This window comes from Jannaschia donghaensis (assembly GCF_001403795.1).
Lineage (GTDB): Bacteria > Pseudomonadota > Alphaproteobacteria > Rhodobacterales > Rhodobacteraceae > Jannaschia > Jannaschia donghaensis.
In genome coordinates this window covers 1601341-1623188 of record NZ_CXSU01000012.1, presented here as the reverse complement: position 1 = coordinate 1623188, position 21848 = coordinate 1601341, and the positions used below count along the sequence as shown (strand labels likewise).

The following is a 21848-nucleotide window of genomic DNA, read 5'->3' as shown; positions in this document are numbered from 1 at the left end:
GACTAGAGATCGTCCAGTTCCGCGACAAGGTAGTCACCGGTCAGGCGGTAGTGGTCCAGCAACCGCGCCGACGCCCGGTCTGCGTCGCCCTCCAGCGCGGCGTCCAGAATGGCGCGATGCTCGCCCGAGACGTCGCGACGGCGATAGCCCGCCCCGCGCGCGGCAAGATACCGATACCGGATGTTCAGATCATAGAGTTGGCTGCAATACCGCTCCAACATCGCAAGTGATGCGTTGTCCAGAAGGGTCATGTGAAAGGTCTTGTGCGCCTCCTCGAAGGCGGCAGTGCCCTGGTCGGTCGCGCGGGTCATGTGGTGATGGGCCAGGACCAGACGGTCTTCCCAGGTGCGGGTCGACCGTTCGATGGACCGGCGCAACGCCATATCTTCCAGAACGCAGCGAAGGGTCAGAATTTCCTCGAAATTCGCTTTGTTGGCGGGGGCGGCGCGGAAGCCCCGCTGATCGATCCGCTCCACCAGAAGGTCGGACGTCAGCAGGCTCAGCGCCTCGCGCACGGGGGACGCGCCGGTGTTGAGCATTTCACGCAGTCGCTCGATCTTGAGCTTTTGACCGGCAGGCAAGTCGCCCGTCAGGATCTTTTCGCGGATCGCGAGATACGCGCCGTGGGTGGCCGAAGCATCCTTGCCCCGAGGGTCGTTCATCATGTTATCGCCCACCTTCCGCAGGGTGTCAGGTAAGGCCGACGGCCCCGGTGGAAAGCCCCACGCTGAGCGAGAGCGACCCTTCGTTGATCATCCAGCGGTGCAGCACGAAGCTCCGCGCACCCGATCTGTGCATCGGGTCATCTTCGGCCAAGCGGCGGGCGGCATCGAAACCGTCCGCGCGGTAGATGATCAGGCCCATGCCCTGCATCTGGTCGCCGCTTTCGTCCGACAGCGGGCCCGCGAACGCCAGGGCCCCCGCTCGCTCCAGATCGGCCTGGTATGCGAGGTGGTCCGGCAGGGCGGCCTTTACGTCAGCAGGCGTCTTCGCCGGCGTGCTGATCGCGGCGTAAAGTTCCAGGGCCAGCGCACCGCGTGCCTTGGCCCCCGCCTTGTAATCCGCCCAAGCGACCATCCGATGCCTCATATAAAATATCGATATTAATTGACTCAGTGGCATATCGTAGGCAGAAATTGACTGAACTGACAAGGATGGCGGCGATGAAATTTCTGGTGGGCGGGTCCGGATCGGGCCGTGCGGTCTATGCTGTGAAGGGGGACGATGCTGTCGATCTGACCGCGCTTGACCCGGCCGTCGGCGACGACCTCATGGCGTTGATCACAAATCCTGCCCTTGCGAAATCGGTCGTTGCCAAGGTCGAAGGGGCCCCAACGGTGCCCGTCGCGTCGATTACGCCGGCGCTGCCCGTGACGCGGCCCGGAACGATCATCTGCCTGGGTCTGAACTATACCGACCACATCAAGGAGGGCGGCTACGACATCCCCGACTATCCGGCGCTGTTCATGCGCGGTCGCAATTCGATCATGGCCGCCGGTGCCCCGCTGGTGCGGCCCAGTTGCTCTGACAAGTTGGATTACGAGGCGGAGCTGATGTTCATCGTCGGCAAAGGCGGGCGCCATATCGCCGAGGCCGACGCGCTGGACCACGTGTTCGGCTATACCGTGTTCAACGATGGGTCGGTCCGCGATTTTCAGCGCAAGACGCACCAATGGACGCCGGGCAAGAATTTCGACGACACGGGCGCCATCGGCCCTTTCGTCGTCACGCCCGACGAAGTGCCTGCGGGGGCCGCCGGTCTGAAGATCGAAAGCCGCGTCGGGGACGAGGTTCTGCAATCGTCGAACACCGCCAACATGATCTGGTCGGTCGCGCAGACCATCGCGACCGTTTCCGAATATACCACGCTGGAACCCGGCGACCTGATCGCCATGGGCACCCCGCCGGGGGTGGGTCACGCCAAGAAGCCGAACCCGCGCTGGTTGAAACCCGGCGAGGTGATCGAGATCGAGATCGAGGGGATCGGCATCTGCGCCAACCGGATCGTCGACGAAAAAGATATGCCGTCAAAGGTCGCCGCCGAATGAACGCGCCCGTCCCGGATACGGTCGATGCGGCGCGCGCGAAGGCGCAGCAGGACGTGCGCGACCTGCGCAAACGGATCGACCGTCTGTCGGACAATGCGATCGATCTGATCCTGCGTGATGCGCGGTCGCATTATGCCTGGACGGACAAACCCGTTTCGGACGCCCTGCTGCACGAGATTTTCGAGATCACGATCAACGGCGCCACCAGCATGAACACGCTGCCCGCACGCTTCGTCTTCGTGAAGACGCCCGAAGGTAAGGACCGTCTGGCCAGATCGCTCAAACCGCAGAACGTGGGCAAGATGATGGGGGCACCGGTCACGGCGATCATCGCCCATGATCTGGACTTCTGGACGCATCTGCCCAAGCTGTTCCCGCACGATGACCGCCGCCACCTGTTCGACGGCAACCCCGATTACGTTGCCGATACGGCGTATCGCAACGGGACGTTGCAGGGCGCGTATTTCATGATCGCCGCGCGCGCCGTCGGTCTGGATGTCGGGGCGATGTCCGGCTTCTCCAACGCGGTGGTGGACGAGGAATTCTTTGCCGGCAAGACGCTGAAATCGAATTTCCTGTGCAACATCGGCTATGCGGACGAAACGGCGCTGTTCCAGAAACTGCCGCGCTTCGCGTTCGATGACGTCTGCACGTTTGCCTGAGGGGGACACGATGGCCGTGAAGATGAAGACAGTCGTGACCTACCGCATGACGGCCCGGTGCCCGACCCATGCCCGCACCGAAATACCGGTGCGCGACCTGACCGTCGTCATCGACGAGCCGGAAGAGCGGGGCGGCACCAATCTTGGCCCCACGCCGACCGAAGCGGCGATGACGGCCCTGATCGGCTGTACCAACGTGATTGGCCACAAGACCGCGCATCGTCTCGGGGTCGACCTGGGGGTCGTGACCATCGATGCGGACTGCAAGTTCGACCGGCGCGGCGTCCTTCTGGAGGAGGAGATCGACGTGCCGTTTCCGGCCGTAACGCTGACGGTGACCTGCGACACGGCGGCGGGACAGGATGACCTGACCCGCGTGGGCGTCGAAACGGCCAAATACTGCGCCATCGCCAAACTGTTCGAAGCCGCGGGCACCGATCTGCGGGTCAACTGGGTGAAGGCGGACTGAACCGACGGGGCCATGAGCCTGCATTTTCTGGGAGGAAAGATCATGATCAACTGGACAAGACGCACCGTTCTGGGTGCGATCGCCGCTTCGATGACGGCGGTGCCCGTTCTGGCGCAGGAAACGATTTCCGCCGTCGTCATCGACGGCTATCCGGACCGCGCGCTCTGGGTGCGCGAATTCACCAATTTCTTCATCCCCGAAGTCGATCGCCGTCTGGCCGAAACCGGCAATTACGTCATGGACTGGCAGGAAAATTACGGCGGCTCCATCGTCAAACCGCGTGGCGTTCTCGAAGGGGTGCAGTTGGGTTTGGGCGATATCGGCATCGTCACCACGATCTTCCATTCGTCGAAGCTGCCAAGCCAGGGCATTGCGGCCGTGACCCCTTTCGTGTCGTCGGACGCCCGTGCCGTCGCCAAGGCCGTGGACGAGATCGCGCGCGAGTTCCCCGCGATGCAAAACGAATTCGCGGCCCAGAACCAGGTCTATCTGGCGACTGGCGTCGTGTTGGACAGCTATCAGGTATTCTCGGGCACCCAGGTCGCCGACCTGGGCGATCTGGAGGGGATGAAGATCGCGGGCGCGGGCATGAACCTGCGCTATCTGGAGGGGATCGAGGGGGCCGCCGGCGTGCGCGGGGGGCTCACGGACTTCTACAACATGCTTCAGACCGGCCTGGTGGATGCAGCGCAGCTCTGGCCCGAGGCGGCGGCGACGTTCAACATCTCCGAAGTCGCCCCATATATGCTGCGGGCCGATCTGGGCGCGGTGAACTCCAAGACGATCACCGTCAACAGGGACTACTGGAACAATCTTCCCGACGAGGTGAAAGAAGTTCTGCAGGCCGTCGCCATCGACTACCGCGACCATCTGGCGGGTGTGGCGATGGACAATGCCGCCGCGGCGGAGGCAGCCTACGTCGAGGCCGGGGGCTCCATTATCGACGTCTCGGCCGAGGATCGCACGGCCTGGGCTAACGCCATGCCGAACATCGCGCGCGAATGGGCCGAAACGCTCAACGCCGCGGGCGAGGACGGGGACGGCATGTTGCAAGCCTATCTGGCCAAGCTGGAAGACGCGGGTTTTGTAGGGGTCCGCAACTGGACGCAGCCGTAGCGCGCGGGCGGTCCGGGAAAGGATCCAGGTCATGCTGAAATCCGTCCTTTCCGGCCTGTCCCGGGCCGCGAATGCCCTGGCGATCACCGCCAATGCCGCTGGGACGCTTGTGGTTCTGGCGCTGGTGGTGATCCTTAATGTCGATGTCATTGCGCGGGGCGTCTTCGATGCGCCGCTCAAGGGCACCTACGAGATCGTTCAGTTTTCGGTCGTCTTCATCGTGTTCCTGCAACTGGCCGACGTGGTGCGCGTCGACCGTCTGACGCGGTCCGACGGATTTCTGAACCTGATGCACGACAGCCGTCCGCGCCTTGCCGCGAACATGCGGCGGATCATCAACGCGGTCTCGGCCATCTTCATGGCGCTGATCGCCTGGATCATGTTTCCCGAAGCCCTGCATATGTGGACCACGCAGGATTTCTTCGGCGTGCCCGGTCTGTTTACCCTGCCGTGGTGGCCGGTGAAGCTGGTGATTGCGTCGGGCTGCGCGCTGTCGGCCTTGATATTCGCGCTCAAGGTGATTTCGGCGCAGGATCGTCCCGCGCTGATCCGCGCGCCCGAACACGACGAGCCTGCACCGTGAGCCCCATCGAGATCGGCCTCATCTCGGTCGCTGCCATCGTCTTCCTGATCTATTCGGGCGTGTACATTCCTATCGCGCTGGGGGTGGTGTCGTTCATCTCCATCTGGCTGATGCGCGACAATTTCACGCTGGCGCTGAATCTGCTGAAGGTGGCGGTGGGCGACTCGGCGATGGAATACAGCTTCGCGACCATACCGCTGTTCACTTTCATGGGCCTTATCGTCTCGAAGGCCGGTCTGGGTCGCGACATCTACGAAGTGATGACGATGCGATTTCGCCGCGTGAAGGGCGGCATCGGAATGGCGACCGTGGGGGCGAACGCGGTCTTTGCGGCCGTCACCGGCTCCTCCATCGCGTCGGCGTCGGTCTTCACCAAGGTGTCGGTGCCGCAGATGATCGCGCAGGACTATAACCCGCGCTTCGCAGTGGGCGTCGTCGCGGGCAGTTCGGTTCTGGGCATGATCATCCCACCGTCCGCGATGCTCATCATCTACTCTTTCGTCGCCGAACAATCCGTGGGCGACATGTTCCTGGCTGGCGTCATCCCCGGTATCATGCTGGCCGTCGTCTATATTGCCGCGATCTGGTTCATGGGCCGGTTCACCCCCGGCTTCGTCGGCGGTCGCCGGGTCGCAGACACCGAATGGATGTCCGGCCGCGAAGTCGCGTCCAAAACGCTTCCGACGGTCTTTCTGATCACGATCGTGCTGGGCGGGATTTATACCGGCTGGCTCACGGCGGTGGAGGCGGGGGCGGCAGGCGCGCTCGTGGCGTTGATCATCGCCGCCGCGCGCCGCACGATGACCTTGCGGTCGTTCTGGACCGCGCTTTTGGAAACCGGCCACATCACGGCCGCGATCCTATTCCTCATCACGGCGGCGTCCATCTACAGCCGGATGCTCGGCATGGCGGGCCTGCCCAATCAGTTGCAGGATATGCTGGCGGGAAATCAGGCATCGTTCTGGACCATCATGGCGCTTTACGTGCTGCTAATGCTGTTTCTCGGGACGCTTCTGGACACGGCGTCGATTATCCTGATCGTCGTGCCGCTTTTCCTGCCGTTGGTCGAGGCGCTGGATCTGTCGCTCGTCTGGTTCGGCATCATCACTGTCGTCGGGGCGGAGATCGGGTTGCTGACGCCGCCGCTGGGCATATCGTGCTTCGTCATCAAATCAACGCTCAACGACGACAGCATCTCGCTCAAGGATGTATTCATGGGCGCGCTGCCCTTTGCGTTCGTCATGCTTTTGGTTCTGATCGTCCTGATCGAATTTCCCATCCTCAGCCTCGCCCTCATCTAGGGAGCCTGCCCATGCGTACCGTGACCAAGGACAACATCACCGACGTCTTCAGGGGCTATATGGCCGACGACATGCCGCCGCGCACGCGCGAAGTGATGAGCGCGCTGGTCCGGCATCTGCATGATTTCGCCCGAGAGACGCAGTTGACGCATGACGAATGGCGGCAGGGCATCGCCTTTCTGGAAGGATGTGCCGCGATCGAAACGGCCGACCGGCACGAATTCGTGCTGGCGTCCGACGTGCTGGGCCTGTCGTCTTTGGTGGACATGATCAATTCCGGCCCGGCGGCGACATCGTCATCGGTGCTTGGCCCGTTCCACGTGTCGGGCGCGCCGCCCCTGGCGGTCGGAGGTGACATGAAGCGCGATTTCGGCGGTCCTGTCCTGCTGGCCGAAGGAGTGATCCGCGACCCCGATGGCAAACCGATTCCCGGGGCACAGATCGACATCTGGCAGACCGCGCCCAACGGGCTTTACGCCAGTCAGGATGATGCGCAGGACACCTATTCCTTCCACGGGCTGATGACGGTCGGCGACGACGGGCGCTATGCGTTCACCACCGTCAAACCCGTTGAATATACCGTGCCGTCCGACGGACCCGTCGGTGACATTCTTCGGGCCTGCGGGCGCCATCCCTGGCGACCGTCGCACCTTCATTACATCGTGAAGGCCCCCGGTTACCGGACCCTGGTGACCGAGGTGTTTCCGGACGACGACCCCTATCTCGATCAGGATACCGTCTTCGGCGTGCGGGAGGATCTGGTGATGACCTACGTCGAAAGACCGGCGGACGAGTTTCCGGATGGCATGGCGCTGTCTGGCAAGGTCGCGGATCCGTTTCTCCATGTGGCTTTCGACGTGACCCTCGCCGCACTGTAGGGGCCGACCCTGTCGATCCGGTGGTCCGGTCGCACGATGCATGCCGTCCCGTCGCGCAACCCTGAACAAGGAGGACTTCCATGACCCATCCGATCAAGACCGCGACCGCGCTGCTTGCGCTGACCGCCGGTCCCGCCCTTGCCGCCAACTGCCTGGAGATCACGATCACCGGCGTGCAGGGGGGGCCGCCTGTGTTCGCGGGGCAGGCGGGGTCCGGCACCCTGGTCACCTACGGCACCGAGGAAAATGCGTGCCGCGATGTGCTGATGCAGTTCGACACCGGACGCGGTACCACGCAGCAACTCTCCAAGATCGGCGTTCCAGTGGCGCGCCTGTCGGCAGTATTCCTGACACATATGCATTCCGATCACGTCGAAGGTCTGGTCGACCTGTCGCAATTGCGGTGGCATTTCAATTCCACGGGCCCGAAGCTTCCCCTGATCTGTGCCGAAGACACCGACAGCCCGGCGGGTCACACGATGTCCTGCGTGAACTTCGCAACGCACATCGGCGATGCTCTGATCAACAGCGGAGAGATGGCGCAGCGTCTGGCCGAAAATGCCGACCGGCTGCCGGGCGGGCCGGCGGACCTGCTGGACGTGGCGACGTTCTCGGCATCCGACACGGCCGGGCCGGTCTGGACATCGGGGGACGTCACAGTGACGGCTGCCTTCTCGCGGCATGTGGCCGGCCATGCGTCCTACCGGGTCGATACGCCTGCGGGCAGCGTGGTGATCGGTGGGGACGCGGGCAACGACACGCCGCAACCGCCGCGCGACAGCTCTACCTCAGCGCAGGTGGAGGCCCTGGCCGAAGGGGCCGATGTCATCGTCCACTCCACCATCCATCCGGTCATGGGGTCGGACGGCACGACTGGCTTTCCACCGGCGATCTATCACCGTCAAAGCACCGCAGAAGATCTGGGTGCGATGGCGCAGCGGACGGGGGCGTCGCATCTGATGCTCACGCATCTGATCCCGCCGGTGGGGGCCGCACGGCAGGGGATCTATCCCTTGCCCGCTCCGCTAACGGCCGCGGATTACGCAACCGCCGCGACCGACGGTGGCTATACGGGCACGGTCGTCGTCGGGGCCGACCTTGCCACGTTGCGCCTTGTCGCGGAGTGACGTTCGGTGCTGACGCGATGCGATGACCTGGGTGACGCCTACGGACCGTCATGGATCGCTGCGCGACGGTCTTCAGGATTGTGGTCCAATCCCCTGGCGACCGTAGGCATCGCGGTCAGGACATCGTCTCTGGCGTTCGCCGGGATCCGGCGCAGGGCCTTTCAGGCAGGGTCCGCCAACACCTTTCGCGCTTAACCGCGTCGTCCGCCACAATTCGGCACCGCACCGCCATGAGCGGCCATTGGACAGATTGTGGTCGCCCAAATCATCCGACGGGCTATCTTGCGATTCATCCAATAATTCTCGGGACGCTCCGCCATTGGCGCGCCGACCCATTCCATCAGACCGGAGGATGCTTCCATGGCCGTGAACCTGACCGTCAACGGAAAGGACGTCACGCTCGACGTCGATCCCGACATGCCGCTGCTTTGGGCGCTGCGCGATCATCTGCGGCTGACGGGCACGAAATACGGCTGCGGCATCGCGCAATGCGGGGCCTGCACCGTGATGCTGGACGGGCAGACCCGCCGCTCCTGCGTGACGCCGGTCGGCACGCTCGACGGGGCGAAGGTCGAAACCATCGAAGCCATCGAGAGCGAGGCCGCAAAGGCGGTGCAGGCCGCCTGGGTCGATATCAACGTGCCGCAATGCGGATACTGCCAATCCGGGCAGGTCGTAACGGCTGCGGCACTTCTGGACGTGAACCCCAAGCCCACGGACGCCGAGATCGACAACGCAATGGCCGGCAACGTCTGCCGCTGCGCCACCTACACCCGTATTCGCCAGGCCATCCGCCAGGCATCCGACACGCTGGAGGCCTGAGCCATGCATCCGATCCTCAAACCCGCCTTCGCCCCCCGGCCCACGCGCCGCGGCTTCCTGACAGGGTCTGCCGGTCTCGTTCTTGGGCTGCACATCGTTGGTAAGGCCCGCGCGCAATCCGCCGCGACCGCCGACGGCGATTTCGCGCCGAATGCCTTTATTCGCATCGCGCCCGACAACACCGTCACCGTCCTCGTCAAACACATTGAGATCGGGCAGGGGGCCAACACGGGTCTGCCCCTTCTGGTGGCCGAGGAGTTGGACGCCGACTGGTCCCAGATGCGGGCCGAGCAGGCACCGTCGGACCCGGTCGTCTATGTCAACACGGCCTTCGGGGTGCAGGGCACGGGGGGGTCCACCGGCCTGTCCAACAGCTACATGACGATGCGTCAGGCCGGGGCCGCCGCCCGCGCGATGCTGGTCTCGGCCGCCGCCGACCGCTGGGGCGTGCTGCCCGAAGGCATTACTGTGTCAAAGGGCGTGGTCAGCCATGCAGACAGCGGCAATTCCGCCACCTTCGGAGATCTGGCAGATGCGGCGGCGCTGACCCCGGTTCCGGTCGACGTGGCGTTGAAGGACCCAAAGGATTTCACCCTGATCGGCGGCGACAAGGTCACGCGGCTGGACGGCCATGCCAAGTCCACCGGGCAGGCGATGTTCACCATCGACGTCTTCCGCGACGACATGGAAGTCGTGTCGGTCGTCCATCCGCCCAAGTTCGGCGCGACGGTCGCGTCGTTCAATGCCGCGACCGCGCTTGCCCGACCCGGCGTGACCGCGGTGCGGGAGCTTTCGTCCGGCGTGGCGATCTATGCCGACGACACCTATTCGGCGTTCAAAGCGCGCGCGGATCTGGACATCGAATGGGATGAAAGCGGGGCCGAAACGCGATCGACCGACGCCATCATCGAAGAGTTCACCGCCGCCGCCCGCGCCCCCGCCATGGTCGCGGAGCAGACGGGCGACGTCGACGCCGCCCTGGCCGGGGCCGACCGCACGATCGAGGCGGATTACGTCTTTCCCTATCTCGCCCATGCCGCGCTGGAACCGATGGACGGCGTGATCGAATTGCGCGACGACGGTGCGGAAATCTGGTCCGGGATCCAGATCCCCACAATTGCGGAGCCTGTCATCGCCGGCACGCTGGGCATCGACCCGGCCACACTGACGGTGAATACGATGTACACCGGCGGCAGCTTTGGCCGCCGGTCCACGCCCGTCAGCCATTTCGAGAAAGAGCTGGCCGAGGTCGCGGCCAAGGCCGGGCCGGGTGCCTACAAGCTGTTGTGGACACGCGAAGACGACATGACCGGCGGTTATTATCGTCCGCTGACCGTGCATCACCTGCGCGCAGGACTGGACGCCGCCGGCAATATCACCGGCTGGCTCAACACGATTGCCAATCAGTCCATCGTCGCCGGCACCCCGTTCGAGCCGATGGTGATGCCCGAAGGCATGGACCCGACGGCCATCGAAGGGTCGCGCGACATGGCCTATGACTGGCCTGCCAACCGGGTCAGCTGGGCGCAGATGAAGAATCCGGTTCCCGTTTTGTGGTGGCGGTCGGTCGGGCACACGCACACGGCCTATGCGACCGAGACGTTCCTGGATCAGGCATTGCTGGCCGGCGGTAAGGACACGGTCCAAGGCCGACTGGACCTTCTGAAATCCGACCGCCCCCGCGACCGCGCCGTGCTGGAGCGGGTTGCGGAGATGGCGAATTGGTCGGGGCCAGGCACGGGCGACCGGCGCATGGGCGTCGCACTTCACCGGTCTTTCGGCAGCTATGTCGCGCAGATCGCCGAGGTCGAGGATCGCGGCGGCCTGCCCCATGTCACGCGCGTGTGGTGCGCCGTCGATTGCGGCGTGGCGGTCACTCCCGATGTCGTGCGCGCCCAGATGGAGGGCGGGATCGGCTACGGCTTGGGCACGACGCTTTTCGACGAGATCACGATGGCAGAGGGTGGTCTGGTGCAGCAGCGCAACTATGACAGCTACCGGATGCTGGCCCTGCCCGAGATGCCGCAGATCGAAGTTTCGATCATTGCCAGCAGCGAAAGCCCGACCGGCGTCGGGGAGCCGGGGACACCCCCCATCGCGCCCGCCGTGTCCAACGCCTGGCGCGCGCTGACGGGTGCCATGCCGTACCGCTTGCCCTACCGCGCGAACAGCGTCTGAGAGGAAGACACCATGATCAGATCGACACTCATCCTCCTGACGCTTGCCATGCCCGCCGCGGCGCAGACCCTTGCCACGGACCTGGCCGAACCCGAATCCTTTGCCGACATCGAGGATGACGCAACCCGTGCGGCCGCCTTGTTCGAAGAGATGGCAAAGGTGTTCACCCATCCGCGTTGCCTCAATTGTCATCCGGTCGACGCCTCGCCCCGACAGGGCGACGACATGGCGATGCACCAGCCCTCGGTGATCCGAGGCGACGGCATCTTCGGCGCGGTCGGGATGGAGTGCTCTACCTGCCATGCGGGCGAGAACGTCGAATACCTTGCTGCCGAAGGGTCCGTTCCGGGCCACGAGCCCTGGCATCTGGCACCGGCGTCGATGGGCTGGATCGGCCTGTCGGTTCCCGAAATCTGCGAGCAGATCAAGGACCCGGAGCGCAACGGCGACCGCACGTTGGCCGACATACACGAACACAACGCCGAGGACGGTCTGGTTGGCTGGGGCTGGAACCCCGGTGCCGGCCGCACGCCTGCGCCGGGGTCGCAGGAGTTGTTCGGCCGCCTGACCCAGGCCTGGATCGACGCAGGTGCCGGCTGCCCGACCTGATGCGAAAACCTCCGGACCGCGCGCGTCGCGGTTCGGGGGTGGCTCGACCGGACGAAACGCATCGGACGCATTCGCGACTCGTGCAACGTGGCTAAATCGGAAAGGGGGATGGTGCTGTGAGAGAGGATTGAACTCTCGACCTCACCCTTACCAAGGGTGTGCTCTACCACTGAGCTACCACAGCATCCGTGGCGCGGAATAAACCGCAGGCCCGCAACCCGCAACCCCCCAAAATGACCCGCGCGCTGGACCCGCGCGGACCCAGCGGCTATGTGGGCGGCAGGCAACAGGGACGGGCATGGCTCAGGACGCAAAATCCACCCGCGAAGATCGGCTCAAGGCCGCGCTGAAGGCCAACATGGGCCGGCGCAAGGCCCAGAAGCGGACACGAGAAATGGATGCGGACAAGGCGCAGGACGGCCCCGACCCGGACGAGCAGGAGAAGACGAATGGATAGCATTATCGTGACCGGCGGCGGCCCGCTGCACGGCACAATTCCCATCGCGGGGGCGAAGAACGCGTGTCTGACGCTGATGCCCGCGACCCTTTTGTCGGACGAGCCGCTGACGCTGACGAACGCGCCGCGCCTGTCGGACATCCGCACCATGACCCTGCTGCTGGAAAGTCTTGGGGCCGAGGTGGCCCGGCTATCCGACGGGTTGGTCCTGTCGATGTCGTCGCATAACCTGAATGGCAATCGCGCCGACTATGACATCGTGCGCAAAATGCGCGCCTCTATCCTCGTGCTCGGCCCGCTTTTGGCCCGCCACGGGGAGGCGGTCGTGTCTCTGCCCGGCGGCTGCGCGATCGGCGCACGTCCCGTCGACCTGCATCTGAAGGCGTTCGAGGCGATGGGGGCCACGCTGGACCTGCGCGACGGCTACGTGCATGCCAAGGCCCCCGAGGGTGGGCTGCGGGGCGGTGTGGTCGACTTCCCGTTCGTGTCCGTCGGCGCAACCGAAAACGCGCTAATGGCGGCAACCCTTGCCAAGGGCACGACCACACTGAAGAACGCCGCGCAAGAGCCTGAAATCGTTGATCTTGCACATTGTCTTCAGGCCATGGGTGCCAAGATTTCCGGCGAAGGCACCGACACGATCACGATCGAGGGCGTCGACCGCCTGCACGGGGCCACCCACCGCGTCGTGACCGACCGGATCGAGCTGGGGACCTATATGCTGGCCCCATTGGTGGCGGGCGGCGAAGTCACCTGCCTGGGCGGCAAACGCGCTCTTCTGGAATCGTTCTGCGCCAAGATCGAGGCGGCCGGCGCGACCGTAACCGAGACGCCCGAGGGTCTGACCGTCAAGCGCACCAACGGCCCCATGAAGGCCGTCGACGTGGAGACCGAACCCTTTCCCGGCTTTCCCACCGACCTGCAGGCGCAGATGATGGCGCTGCTGTGCACGGCTGAAGGCAAGTCGACGCTGGAAGAAAAGATCTTCGAGAACCGCTTCATGCATGCCCCCGAGTTGATCCGCATGGGGGCCGACATCGAGGTTCACGGCGGCCACGCGACGGTCAACGGCGTTTCGAAGCTCAAGGGCGCGCGCGTCATGGCGACCGACCTTCGCGCCTCCGTCAGCCTGATCCTTGCCGGCCTGGCCGCTGAGGGAGAGACGACGGTGGGCCGCGTCTATCACCTCGATCGCGGCTACGAACACGTCGTCGCCAAGCTGTCGGGCGTTGGCGCGAACATTCGGCGGGTGAAGGAAGATGGCTGATCCGTCGAACAAGCCGGTGGGGGACGCACGGTTCCACGACGCCGATGGTGTGCCGCTGCGCCTTTGGGCCACGGACGCGGAAGATCTGCAGGTCGTCTCGGCGCTGGTGCAGGACGCCGTCCTTTCGGCCTCCGAGATGCGTTGGCAGAAGGGGGGGCGCCGGTTCGCGATGCTGCTCAACCGCTTCCGCTGGGAACATGGCGCGCGCCAGCCGGAGCGGGTGCAGACCGTGCTGACGGCGAATGACGTGCGCGCGGTTCGCGGTCAGGGCGTGGTGCCCGGTGATGCGGACACCGTGCTGTCGGTGCTGATGGTGGACTGGGTGCCGGGTGAAGATGCCGACGGTACGCTGCGCCTGACCTTTGCCGGCGACGGTCTGATCGAGGTGACGTGCGACTGCCTCGATTTGACGCTCGGCGATGTGACGCGGCCCTATGCCGCGCCGTCCGGGAAGGCACCGACCCACCCAGACGCTTGATGTTATGGCGTTTGCCGGACGGAGCCGTGCGGGCAGACGCCGACATTTCAACGCCGCGGCACCTTGAGGCGGCGGGGCAGGGCGGCTAGTCCCAATGCGACCTCCAGACGCGAAGATGATCCCGGATGCCCCAGTTCCTCGACAGCACCGCCCCCGACTTCGACGACCGTTTCGCCGCCCTTCTGACCATGAAGCGAGAGGATGCGCCCGACGTCGATGATGCGGTTGCGGCCATCATCGCCGATGTGCGTGCGCGCGGCGACCTTGCCGTCTGCGAGCTGACGTCGCGCTTCGACAGGCTGGACCTGACCCCCGACACGATGCGGGTCACGGCTGCCGAAATCGCAAAGGCGGCCGCGCAGGTCTCGGCCGAGGACCGCGCGGCGCTGGAAACCGCCGCCGCCCGCATCCGCGCCTATCACGAGCGTCAGATGCCTGAAGATGCATCGTGGACGGATGACACCGGTGCCACGCTGGGATGGCGATGGGGTCCCGTCGATGCCGCAGGGTTGTACGTGCCCGGCGGCCTGGCCAGCTATCCGTCTTCGGTCCTGATGAATGCGGTCCCGGCCCGCGTCGCTGGCGTCGGGCGGCTGGTCATGTGCGTGCCCACCCCGGATGGGATCGTCAATCCGCTGGTTTTGCTGGCGGCCCAGATTTCGGGCGTGACCGAAATCTATCGTATCGGCGGGGCGCAGGCCGTGGCGGCCATGGCCTATGGGACCGAGACGATCGCGCCGGTCGATAAGATCACCGGGCCGGGCAACGCTTTCGTCGCCGCCGCCAAGCGCCGCGTGTTCGGACGCGTGGGTATCGACATGATCGCCGGGCCTTCCGAAATACTTGTCATCGCCGATGCCGAAAATGACCCGGACTGGATCGCCGTGGACCTGCTGTCGCAGGCCGAACACGACGAAAGCGCGCAAAGCATCCTGATCACCGATGATGCCGCCTTCGGGCAGGCCGTCGCGGCGGCGGTCGAGGCCCGGCTGACGACGTTGCAGCGCGCGCATATCGCCGGGCCCAGCTGGCGCGATTTTGGCGCGATCGTCGTCGTCCGAGATCTGGAGGAAGCCGCGCGCCTGTCCAACCGCATCGCACCCGAACACCTGGAATTGGCGGTCGCCGACCCGGATGCGCTGGCCGACCGGATCACCCATGCCGGCGCGATTTTCTTGGGCCAATGGACACCTGAAGCCATTGGCGACTATGTCGGTGGCCCCAACCACGTCCTGCCCACGGCCCGCTCCGCGCGCTTCTCCTCGGGGTTGTCGGTGATGGATTTCGTCAAGCGCACGACGCTGGCGCGGATGACGCCGGAGTCGTTGCGCGCCATCGGCCCGGCTGCCGTGCGACTGGCGACGTCGGAGTCGCTGGAAGCCCACGGGCTGAGCGTTCAGGCGCGGCTGGATCGGCTGAACAGGTGACGCTTGCCGGAATGTCGGATCGGGCGTAGCGACGTCGGCACCTCGTTCTGAAACCGGTGTTCGCAATGCTATCCATCTTCCGCCCCCTCCGCCGTCGCTCTTCGTTCCTGTATGCCCTGCTCGGGGCGGGTGTCCTTGCGGCCATCGCCCTGATCCTGGACGGTTTGTTTGGCGGCACGGGCAGCGAGATACCGGCGTGGCGGCGCGCGATCGTCGTCGCGGCGCTTTGACTGCTGACGCTCGACAGTACGGAAGCGGCCGTGATCGAGGCGGAGCGGCGCGCGGATATCCTTGGCCGGATGCAGCTTGCGGCGGCACAGGCCGCATTTTGGTTCGTGTTCATGTTCGTGATGGTCGGCAGCGGCGCGCCGCTCGTCGATCTGGGTGTCTGGCTCGGGGGTGGGCTCATCTTCGGAGCCGTCCTCTGCGCGGTCCCGCCACGCATTGCTCCCGAGGCTCTCGATCTGATCCGGGCCGACTTCCAAAAGCCCGAGATCGCTCCCCCTCGACATCTGGCGGTGCTCTCGCCACTCCTGCCGCTGCTCGGGGCGGTGCTCGCCGCCTGGGTCTTGGCGAGCGACGGGAACCGGTTGAACGCCGTCCTGCCGCTCGCGCTTTTCGCCGGTCTCGCGCCGCTGCATACGCCCTTGCGTTGGCGCATGGCGCTCCGGCTGATCGGTGTGGGGCTGCTCGTGCTCGGCACGGTCGTCTGAACGGAAACGCTCCGCCTGAGACCATTGCTACCCTTGCCGTAATCCCGCATCACTCCTCCATGACATCCCGCATCGCCCAGATCCGCATCGACGACGCCAACCTGCCGACCCCCACACCGGAGATCGAGCAGGAGCGGGCCGTTGCCATCTTCGATTTGCTTGAAGAGAACAACTTCGCGCTGGTGGCCGACGGCGCGCCGGTCGGTCCCTACGACGTGTTGCTGGCCATCCGAGAGCGACGGCTGGTCTTCGATATTTCGACCGACGCCGGCAAGGCTGGGGAATTTCATCTGGCGATGGGACCCTTCCGACAGGTCGTGAAGGACTACTGGCAGATCTGCGCGGCTTATTTCGATGCGGTCAAGAAGTTGCCCCCCAGCCAGATCGAGGCGATCGACATGGCCAGACGCGGCATCCACAACGAAGGGGCGCGCATCCTGCAGGAGCGGCTGGAGGGAAAGGCGGAGGTCGATACCGACACGTCAAGACGGCTCTTCACTCTCATCTGCGTCCTGCACTTCGGGGCCTGACGGGTGGGGGACAATCCGCAATCGGTCCTCTTTTGCTGCGATCACAATGCCGTCCGCTCGCCCATGGCCGAAGGGTTGATGAAGAAGCTCCACGGCCACGATATCTACGTGCAGTCGGCGGGGGTGAGGAACGATCTGGATATCGACGGCTTCACGATCGCCGTGTGTGCGGAACTGGGGATCGAACTGTCCCGCCATCGCACGCGCAGCTTCGAGGAGATGAAGCAGTGGGGTGACGATCTGGAGCAATTCGACCTGATCGTCGCGCTTAGCCCCGCATCGCAGCGCATGGCGCTGGAACTGGCTCGCCACGCCCACATCGACGTCGAATACTGGCCCATCATGGATCCGACAGGTTTGGGAGAGGGCCGCGAACAGAAACTGGCGAGCTACCGGCTGAGCCGCGATCAGATCATGGGTCGGCTGAAGGCCCGGTTCGGATAGGCACCCCGACGTTGGCGCAGTTTTTCCGCCTGCTCACTCCGCAAAACGGTCGTCGGTCAAAGGGTGCGATCCGTTTCGGCAAGGGCCTGCGGGCGGTGCCACGGCAACGGAGGGGAAGGACCGATGCCCCGCCACCAGGTGCAGGCGACATCACTGATCGCCGGTCCGGGACCCGCGCGCTGATATCCCCCCTTGAACAATTCGCGATTTGGCCCCATCTAGCCGCATCCGCCGCCCTTTGCGGCCCACATCAGGAGAGAACATGGCCAAGGAAGAAATGCTCGAATTCCCCGGCGTCGTGCGCGAGCTCTTGCCGAACGCGACATTCCGGGTCGAACTCGAGAACGGCCATGAGATCATTGCGCACACGGCAGGCAAGATGCGCAAGAACCGGATCCGCGTCCTCGCGGGCGATAAGGTCCAGGTCGAGATGACGCCCTACGACCTGACCAAGGGCCGCATCAACTATCGCTTCAAGTAAGGTGCCGGACTCGGCCCCGCGCCTGATCCTCGGATCGGGTTCTCCCCGACGGCTGGAGCTGTTGGGGCAACTGGGTCTGACGCCGCACGACATTCGCGCCCCCGACATCGACGAGACGCCGCGCAAAGGCGAGCTTCCCCGCGTCTATTGCGAGAGGATCACGGCCGGTAAACTATCTGCCGTTATCGCAGATGAGGACGATGTGGTGCTGTGCGCCGATACGACGGTCGCCGTCGGCCGACGCATTTTGGGCAAGCCTGCCGATGCAGGGGAGGCCGTTCAATTCCTGCATCTTCTATCGGGCCGTCGGCACCGCGTGTTTACCGCGCTGGGCGTCCGGCGCGGGGCGCGCACATGGTTTCGGACCTGCGAGACGGTCGTGAAGATGAAGGTTCTGTCGGACACCGAGGTCAACGGCTATCTTGCCACCGACGACTGGCGCGGCAAGGCGGGGGCCTATGCGATCCAGGGACCGGCGGGGGCCTTCGTGTCGTGGATCGGAGGCAGCTTTTCGGGCGTCGTCGGTTTGCCGCTGCACGAGACGGCGAATGTGTTGCAGGCGGCGGGACTGGAGGTCTGGCGATGAAGGGCACGCAAATCATCTTGGGCGAACACGGGGGCCGTCGCGCCGCCGCGCGTATGGTCGACGGACAGCTTGACGATCTGCTGATCGACGCCGACGACGATCGCCCCGGGATCGGGGCCGTCTTTCGCGCGATCTGCGACCGCCCGGTCAAGGGGCAAGGCGGCATGTTTGTCCGGCTTGGCGACGGGCTGACCGGCTGGCATCGCAACGCCAAGGGCATGGCCCCGGGTCAAATAATGCTGGTCCAGGTGACCGGATATGCGGAGGCCGGCAAGGCGGTGCCTGTCACCGATCGCGTCCTCTTCAAGTCGCGCTATTGCATCGTCACGCCGGGCGCGCCCGGTCTGAACGTCGCGCGTAGCCTTACCGACGACGAGGAACGCGACCGCCTTCTGGAGATCGCGCATGATGCTGTTCCCGACCGGGACGGGCACGGCATCATCCTGCGCACCGCCTGCGAGGGGATCGACGAAGACGCTCTGACCGATGACCTAACGCGGACCTGGGCGATGGCGATGCAGGTTCTGGGTGACGGCGGCACGGAGGCGGAGCGTTTGCTGGATGCGCCCGACGCGCATACATTGGCGTGGCGTGACTGGGCCGGCGAAGATGTATCCGAAGACTGGGATGTGGCCGCGGATGCTTTGGACCTGCTGCGCGATCCGGCCGTTATTGGTGGGGCGGCAACATTCTATATCGAACCGACGCGCGCGCTGACGGCCGTGGACGTCAACACGCCGGAAGGCGGAGCGGGGGGGCTGAAGGCGAATTTGGCCTTGGCAAAGGTCCTGCCCCGGCAGTTGCGGTTGCGGGGGATCGGGGGGCAGATCGTTCTGGACCTCGCCCCGATGTCCAAGAAAGACCGCAAGGCCTTCGAGAGCGCCCTGCGCACTGCGTTCCGTGCCGATCCGATCGAGACATCGCTGATCGGCTGGACTCCGTTGGGCCATTTCGAACTGACCCGCCGCCGCGAACGACGCCCGTTGGAGGATCTGCTGTGAGTTGCCCGATCTGCCAGAAGAAGACGGACGCGGCGTATCGTCCGTTCTGCTCCAAACGCTGCGCCGACGTCGATCTGGGCAAATGGCTGAATGGTGCTTATGCCGTCCCATCGACTGATCCCGACGATGCGGAGGAGGCGATCGACGCCCTGGAGCAGGAGCTGGAGCGGCGTTCTCGACCACACTGACCATTTTCGTCTGGACACGGTTTTTCCCCTGTCCTAGACGGTGCGGACCCTACGAAGGCCATGCTTTCGTAACCCGGTGCCTGGGTAGCTCAGGGGTAGAGCAGTGGATTGAAAATCCTCGTGTCGGTGGTTCGATTCCGCCCCCGGGCACCATTTAAATATCTGATATTCTTGTATTTTCTGCTCATGGCTGATCCTCGTTTCGGTCGGGTTTGACGCTTTTCTGCGAAGGTTTGACACTTTCGGCCCGCCTTCGGTTCTCTTCTTCTAATGTCGCCATCGTCTCGCGGTTCTTGTCGGCAAGGTTCGCAGACCGCGAATAGTGCCGCGCCATGGACGGTGTTTTCTGCCCCAGAAGGTCCGCGATACGGCGTTCATCCAGCCCCGCCTCGCGCAAAGTCGTGGCGACCGTGTGCCGCAAGCCCTTGAGGGTCAGGCCTTTTTCGATAAGGCCTTCTTTCTCAAGGGCGGTCTTGAAGCGGTGCCAGACTGTCGAGAAGCCGTTGTAGGTCCATGCTTCGCCGCGCGAATTGGACAGCACAGTTTCGGCCTTGTGGTTCGGCATTCGGTCGAGCGCGGCCTGAAGCGTCGGACTAACCGGGATCGCGACCTCTTCACCGGTTTTGCCGCGCACGCCCCAGATAGTGCCGTCATCGACCTGATCCTTCCGCAGTCGCAAGGCATCCGACGGATCGAGGCCGGTATTCATCATCAAGGCCAGGGCGACGCGAACATGGGGCTTGGCCTTGCCCAAGACGGCGTCTCGTTCCTCGATTGTCCAGGGGCGGTTTGCATAGGCGCGGTCGCGTGGACGGCGCTTCGGGATCACATCTTTAGCGAAGTTGGCTGAGACGAGCCCCTTCGGGATGTTGTAGCGAAAGACCTCGCTGAGAAGCGTGCGAACCATGTTCGCCCGCCGCCAGCCAATCTTCTTTGCTGCCTTATCATGGATGCCCGCGATCAACGGCGTGTCGATCACATGGGTCGGCGTGTCGCGGATCGGCTCAAGGAAGTCGGCGCATTTGCGATAGTCGCGCCGGGTGGCTTCGGCGAGGTTCTGGTAGTGTTCCGTCTCAAAGTAGGACTGGATCAGCCCGCCAAGCGTTCCGGCCTTTGGAGCCTTGGCCCGCTGTGCCTCAGCTACGGCGCGGATCGTCTCACATTCAGCGAAGAACTCGGCGGAGCCGATGGGCGCGCGGGCAAGATCAACCTTGTGGCCGGTTTCGCGGTGATAGCATCGCTGCTTTCCGTGCCGGTCCTTGAAAATCTTGAACCCTTTGACCCGCACCTGTGTCATCAAAGGCGATCCAGAATGGTTTCGCGGGTATCGGTCACGGACCCAGACTTCACATCATCAATCCAGAGATCGATATCACGACGATCCCAACGAAGAGCGCCTTGCATTAATTCCACCGGGCGCACCGGACATGCGGCCTTGAAATGCTTCACTGGCAACCCGGCATAGCTCGCGGCTTCGGACTGCTTCAGCATGCGCTTGTCGATCACGCTGATATTCAGATTGGTCGTCGCCATGGCCTGACACCCCCGTCAATTCACCGCCGAACCCTCGGCCCCTTTGACCTTGGTCGCGTTCTTCTGAAACCGCTCCCATCCGCTCATCGTCAGCATCTTGGTCTTCGATGATATCTCCACGAACTCCAGTTTCCCGGTGTTCATGAGTGCGCGAATTTGCGCAGGACTAAGCCCAACGATTTCGCTGAGCTGTTTGGGAGAGAGAAGACGTTCCTGGGTCAATTTCAGCCTCCACTGTTGGATATGAATGGAATCGCTTGTTCCGCACCTTTTGACATGCTCAGATGGCATTAGGATAGAAATAACGTCATTTTGTGCAGTTTTGCTCGTTATGACGATTGCGTCAATGGAAACCTCGTATGCCGCAGGACAATAGGTCTGTTTTCGCTTCTATGGGCGCGCGGCTCGCAATCGCGCGGAATGAAGTCGGCCTGACACAAACAGCCATGGCGGAGGCGATTGGCGTCTCCCATCGCGCCTATCACAGCTACGAAAAGGGCCAGCGCGGTTTGCCGGTCGAAGCCCTCGTGGCGATGGCCGACCGGTTTGAGGTTGATGCTGCGTGGATATTGCTTGGAACCAAGGCTGTTCGCGCGGCGCATGACTTCGAGGCGCTGAAGCGGATCGAAACTTCACTCGATCAGCACCTGAATGAAGAAGACATCAAAATCAAAAGTGAAAAGCGCGGGGCAATCGTCGCGCGTTGGTACCAGTCGCATGTCGAGGGGCGGGAAGTAACAGATGATGACGTTCACACTTGGATCGAACTCGTAAGGGAGTAAGCAAATGCAAAAGCCAAGCGACCAATGGAAGAAACTTCGCCGGGCCTCTTTGGAGCGCGCGCGTCGTAATGCAATCGACCCTCTGGCACCCCTGCACTGGCTCTATGCCTTGGCATGTGTCGTGTACCTTGCTGGCTTCGTGGCTCTTCAATTCCACCCGGGCGGCAC

General features: G+C 64.0%; 29 protein-coding genes and 2 tRNA genes. 25 read left to right on the top strand and 6 right to left on the bottom strand.

What is annotated here, in order from left to right; genetic code table 11:
- Positions 1-2: 2 nt before the first annotated feature.
- Both JDO7802_RS17220 and JDO7802_RS17215 read right to left on the bottom strand, forming a co-directional pair.
- Complete coding sequence (locus JDO7802_RS17220; RefSeq protein ID WP_055087132.1) at positions 3-665, bottom strand: GntR family transcriptional regulator; 663 nt, start codon at positions 663-665, stop codon at positions 3-5.
- 25 nt (positions 666-690) lie between these two features.
- Positions 691-1077, bottom strand: coding sequence for a YciI family protein (locus JDO7802_RS17215; RefSeq protein WP_055087131.1), 387 nt, complete (start codon positions 1075-1077; stop codon positions 691-693).
- 86 nt (positions 1078-1163) lie between these two features.
- Here JDO7802_RS17215 and JDO7802_RS17210 point away from each other — a divergent pair, with 86 nt between their 5' ends.
- From JDO7802_RS17210 to JDO7802_RS17160, 11 genes are all read left to right on the top strand, one after another.
- Positions 1164-2048 carry a fumarylacetoacetate hydrolase family protein gene (locus tag JDO7802_RS17210; RefSeq protein WP_055087130.1) on the top strand — a complete coding sequence of 295 codons (885 nt, stop codon included), beginning with the start codon at positions 1164-1166 and terminating at the stop codon, positions 2046-2048.
- Positions 2045-2710 carry a malonic semialdehyde reductase gene (locus tag JDO7802_RS17205; protein WP_083481217.1) on the top strand — a complete coding sequence of 222 codons (666 nt, stop codon included), beginning with the start codon at positions 2045-2047 and terminating at the stop codon, positions 2708-2710. Before JDO7802_RS17210 ends, JDO7802_RS17205 begins: the two co-directional genes overlap by 4 nt.
- 10 nt (positions 2711-2720) lie before the next feature.
- Positions 2721-3179 (top strand): OsmC family protein, encoded by a 459-nt coding sequence (locus JDO7802_RS17200; RefSeq protein WP_055087129.1) that lies wholly within the window; start codon positions 2721-2723, stop codon positions 3177-3179.
- Positions 3180-3221: 42 nt separating this feature from the next.
- Positions 3222-4295 (top strand): C4-dicarboxylate TRAP transporter substrate-binding protein, encoded by a 1074-nt coding sequence (locus JDO7802_RS17195; protein ID WP_055087316.1) that lies wholly within the window; start codon positions 3222-3224, stop codon positions 4293-4295.
- Between the two features lie 31 nt (positions 4296-4326).
- On the top strand, positions 4327-4878 hold the full coding sequence (locus tag JDO7802_RS17190; RefSeq protein WP_055087128.1) for a TRAP transporter small permease: 552 nt from the start codon (positions 4327-4329) through the stop codon (positions 4876-4878).
- Positions 4875-6179 (top strand): TRAP transporter large permease, encoded by a 1305-nt coding sequence (locus JDO7802_RS17185; protein ID WP_055087127.1) that lies wholly within the window; start codon positions 4875-4877, stop codon positions 6177-6179. Before JDO7802_RS17190 ends, JDO7802_RS17185 begins: the two co-directional genes overlap by 4 nt.
- Before the next feature lie 11 nt (positions 6180-6190).
- Entirely contained in the window at positions 6191-7057 is an 867-nt protein-coding gene (locus JDO7802_RS17180) for a dioxygenase family protein (RefSeq protein WP_055087126.1), read from the top strand.
- Positions 7058-7137: 80 nt separating this feature from the next.
- Positions 7138-8184 (top strand): MBL fold metallo-hydrolase, encoded by a 1047-nt coding sequence (locus JDO7802_RS17175; protein ID WP_055087125.1) that lies wholly within the window; start codon positions 7138-7140, stop codon positions 8182-8184.
- 360 nt (positions 8185-8544) lie between these two features.
- A complete protein-coding gene (locus tag JDO7802_RS17170) occupies positions 8545-9006 on the top strand; it encodes a (2Fe-2S)-binding protein (protein WP_055087124.1) in 462 nt (153 codons plus the stop codon).
- 3 nt (positions 9007-9009) lie between these two features.
- Positions 9010-11184 carry a xanthine dehydrogenase family protein molybdopterin-binding subunit gene (locus tag JDO7802_RS17165; RefSeq protein WP_055087123.1) on the top strand — a complete coding sequence of 725 codons (2175 nt, stop codon included), beginning with the start codon at positions 9010-9012 and terminating at the stop codon, positions 11182-11184.
- 12 nt (positions 11185-11196) lie between these two features.
- Positions 11197-11793, top strand: a complete 597-nt coding sequence (locus JDO7802_RS17160; protein WP_144430670.1) for an Isoquinoline 1-oxidoreductase subunit — start codon at positions 11197-11199, stop codon at positions 11791-11793.
- Positions 11794-11902: 109 nt separating this feature from the next.
- On the opposite strand, the gene JDO7802_RS17155 is transcribed toward JDO7802_RS17160, so the two are convergent.
- Positions 11903-11977: transfer RNA gene (locus tag JDO7802_RS17155), tRNA-Thr, on the bottom strand.
- Positions 11978-12091: 114 nt separating this feature from the next.
- On the opposite strand from JDO7802_RS17155, the gene JDO7802_RS18360 reads away from it, so the two are divergent.
- The 13 genes from JDO7802_RS18360 (at position 12092) to JDO7802_RS17100 (ending at position 19518) form a co-directional block, all read left to right on the top strand.
- Complete coding sequence (locus JDO7802_RS18360; RefSeq protein ID WP_187298172.1) at positions 12092-12250, top strand: hypothetical protein; 159 nt, start codon at positions 12092-12094, stop codon at positions 12248-12250.
- On the top strand, positions 12243-13517 hold the full coding sequence (gene murA, locus JDO7802_RS17150) for a UDP-N-acetylglucosamine 1-carboxyvinyltransferase (protein WP_055087122.1): 1275 nt from the start codon (positions 12243-12245) through the stop codon (positions 13515-13517). The genes JDO7802_RS18360 and murA overlap by 8 nt, the downstream gene beginning before the upstream one ends.
- Positions 13510-13995 (top strand): DUF2948 family protein, encoded by a 486-nt coding sequence (locus tag JDO7802_RS17145; RefSeq protein ID WP_055087121.1) that lies wholly within the window; start codon positions 13510-13512, stop codon positions 13993-13995. The genes murA and JDO7802_RS17145 overlap by 8 nt, the downstream gene beginning before the upstream one ends.
- Positions 13996-14120: 125 nt before the next feature.
- Positions 14121-15422, top strand: a complete 1302-nt coding sequence (gene hisD, locus JDO7802_RS17140; protein ID WP_055087120.1) for a histidinol dehydrogenase — start codon at positions 14121-14123, stop codon at positions 15420-15422.
- A gap of 65 nt (positions 15423-15487) precedes the next feature.
- On the top strand, positions 15488-15652 hold the full coding sequence (locus JDO7802_RS18355) for a hypothetical protein (protein WP_187298171.1): 165 nt from the start codon (positions 15488-15490) through the stop codon (positions 15650-15652).
- Between the two features lie 30 nt (positions 15653-15682).
- On the top strand, positions 15683-16135 hold the full coding sequence (locus tag JDO7802_RS17135; RefSeq protein WP_055087119.1) for a hypothetical protein: 453 nt from the start codon (positions 15683-15685) through the stop codon (positions 16133-16135).
- Positions 16136-16194: 59 nt separating this feature from the next.
- Positions 16195-16665: a UPF0262 family protein gene (locus JDO7802_RS17130; protein WP_055087118.1), complete on the top strand. Its 471-nt coding sequence runs from the start codon at positions 16195-16197 to the stop codon at positions 16663-16665.
- 63 nt (positions 16666-16728) lie between these two features.
- On the top strand, positions 16729-17109 hold the full coding sequence (locus JDO7802_RS17125; protein ID WP_245624226.1) for an arsenate-mycothiol transferase ArsC: 381 nt from the start codon (positions 16729-16731) through the stop codon (positions 17107-17109).
- Positions 17110-17371: 262 nt separating this feature from the next.
- A complete protein-coding gene (gene infA, locus JDO7802_RS17120; RefSeq protein ID WP_055087116.1) occupies positions 17372-17590 on the top strand; it encodes a translation initiation factor IF-1 in 219 nt (72 codons plus the stop codon).
- A gap of 1 nt (position 17591) precedes the next feature.
- Entirely contained in the window at positions 17592-18176 is a 585-nt protein-coding gene (locus tag JDO7802_RS17115) for a Maf family protein (protein ID WP_245624225.1), read from the top strand.
- Positions 18173-19177 (top strand): ribonuclease E/G, encoded by a 1005-nt coding sequence (locus JDO7802_RS17110; protein ID WP_055087114.1) that lies wholly within the window; start codon positions 18173-18175, stop codon positions 19175-19177. The genes JDO7802_RS17115 and JDO7802_RS17110 overlap by 4 nt, the downstream gene beginning before the upstream one ends.
- On the top strand, positions 19174-19365 hold the full coding sequence (locus JDO7802_RS17105) for a DNA gyrase inhibitor YacG (RefSeq protein WP_055087113.1): 192 nt from the start codon (positions 19174-19176) through the stop codon (positions 19363-19365). Before JDO7802_RS17110 ends, JDO7802_RS17105 begins: the two co-directional genes overlap by 4 nt.
- A gap of 78 nt (positions 19366-19443) precedes the next feature.
- Positions 19444-19518: transfer RNA gene (locus JDO7802_RS17100), tRNA-Phe, on the top strand.
- A 31-nt stretch (positions 19519-19549) separates the two neighbouring features.
- Here JDO7802_RS17100 and JDO7802_RS17095 read toward each other — a convergent pair.
- From JDO7802_RS17095 to JDO7802_RS18740, 3 genes are all read right to left on the bottom strand, one after another.
- Positions 19550-20344 (bottom strand): tyrosine-type recombinase/integrase, encoded by a 795-nt coding sequence (locus JDO7802_RS17095; RefSeq protein ID WP_222836418.1) that lies wholly within the window; start codon positions 20342-20344, stop codon positions 19550-19552.
- A gap of 317 nt (positions 20345-20661) precedes the next feature.
- Positions 20662-20898 carry a hypothetical protein gene (locus tag JDO7802_RS17090; RefSeq protein WP_055087111.1) on the bottom strand — a complete coding sequence of 79 codons (237 nt, stop codon included), beginning with the start codon at positions 20896-20898 and terminating at the stop codon, positions 20662-20664.
- 15 nt (positions 20899-20913) lie between these two features.
- Positions 20914-21042, bottom strand: a complete 129-nt coding sequence (locus JDO7802_RS18740; RefSeq protein ID WP_275934866.1) for a hypothetical protein — start codon at positions 21040-21042, stop codon at positions 20914-20916.
- Positions 21043-21257: 215 nt separating this feature from the next.
- Here JDO7802_RS18740 and JDO7802_RS17085 point away from each other — a divergent pair, with 215 nt between their 5' ends.
- The gene (locus tag JDO7802_RS17085; RefSeq protein WP_055087110.1) at positions 21258-21680 is read left to right on the top strand and encodes a helix-turn-helix domain-containing protein; all 423 of its coding nucleotides are present in this window, start codon (positions 21258-21260) and stop codon (positions 21678-21680) included.
- The last annotated feature ends 168 nt before the right edge of the window (positions 21681-21848 follow it).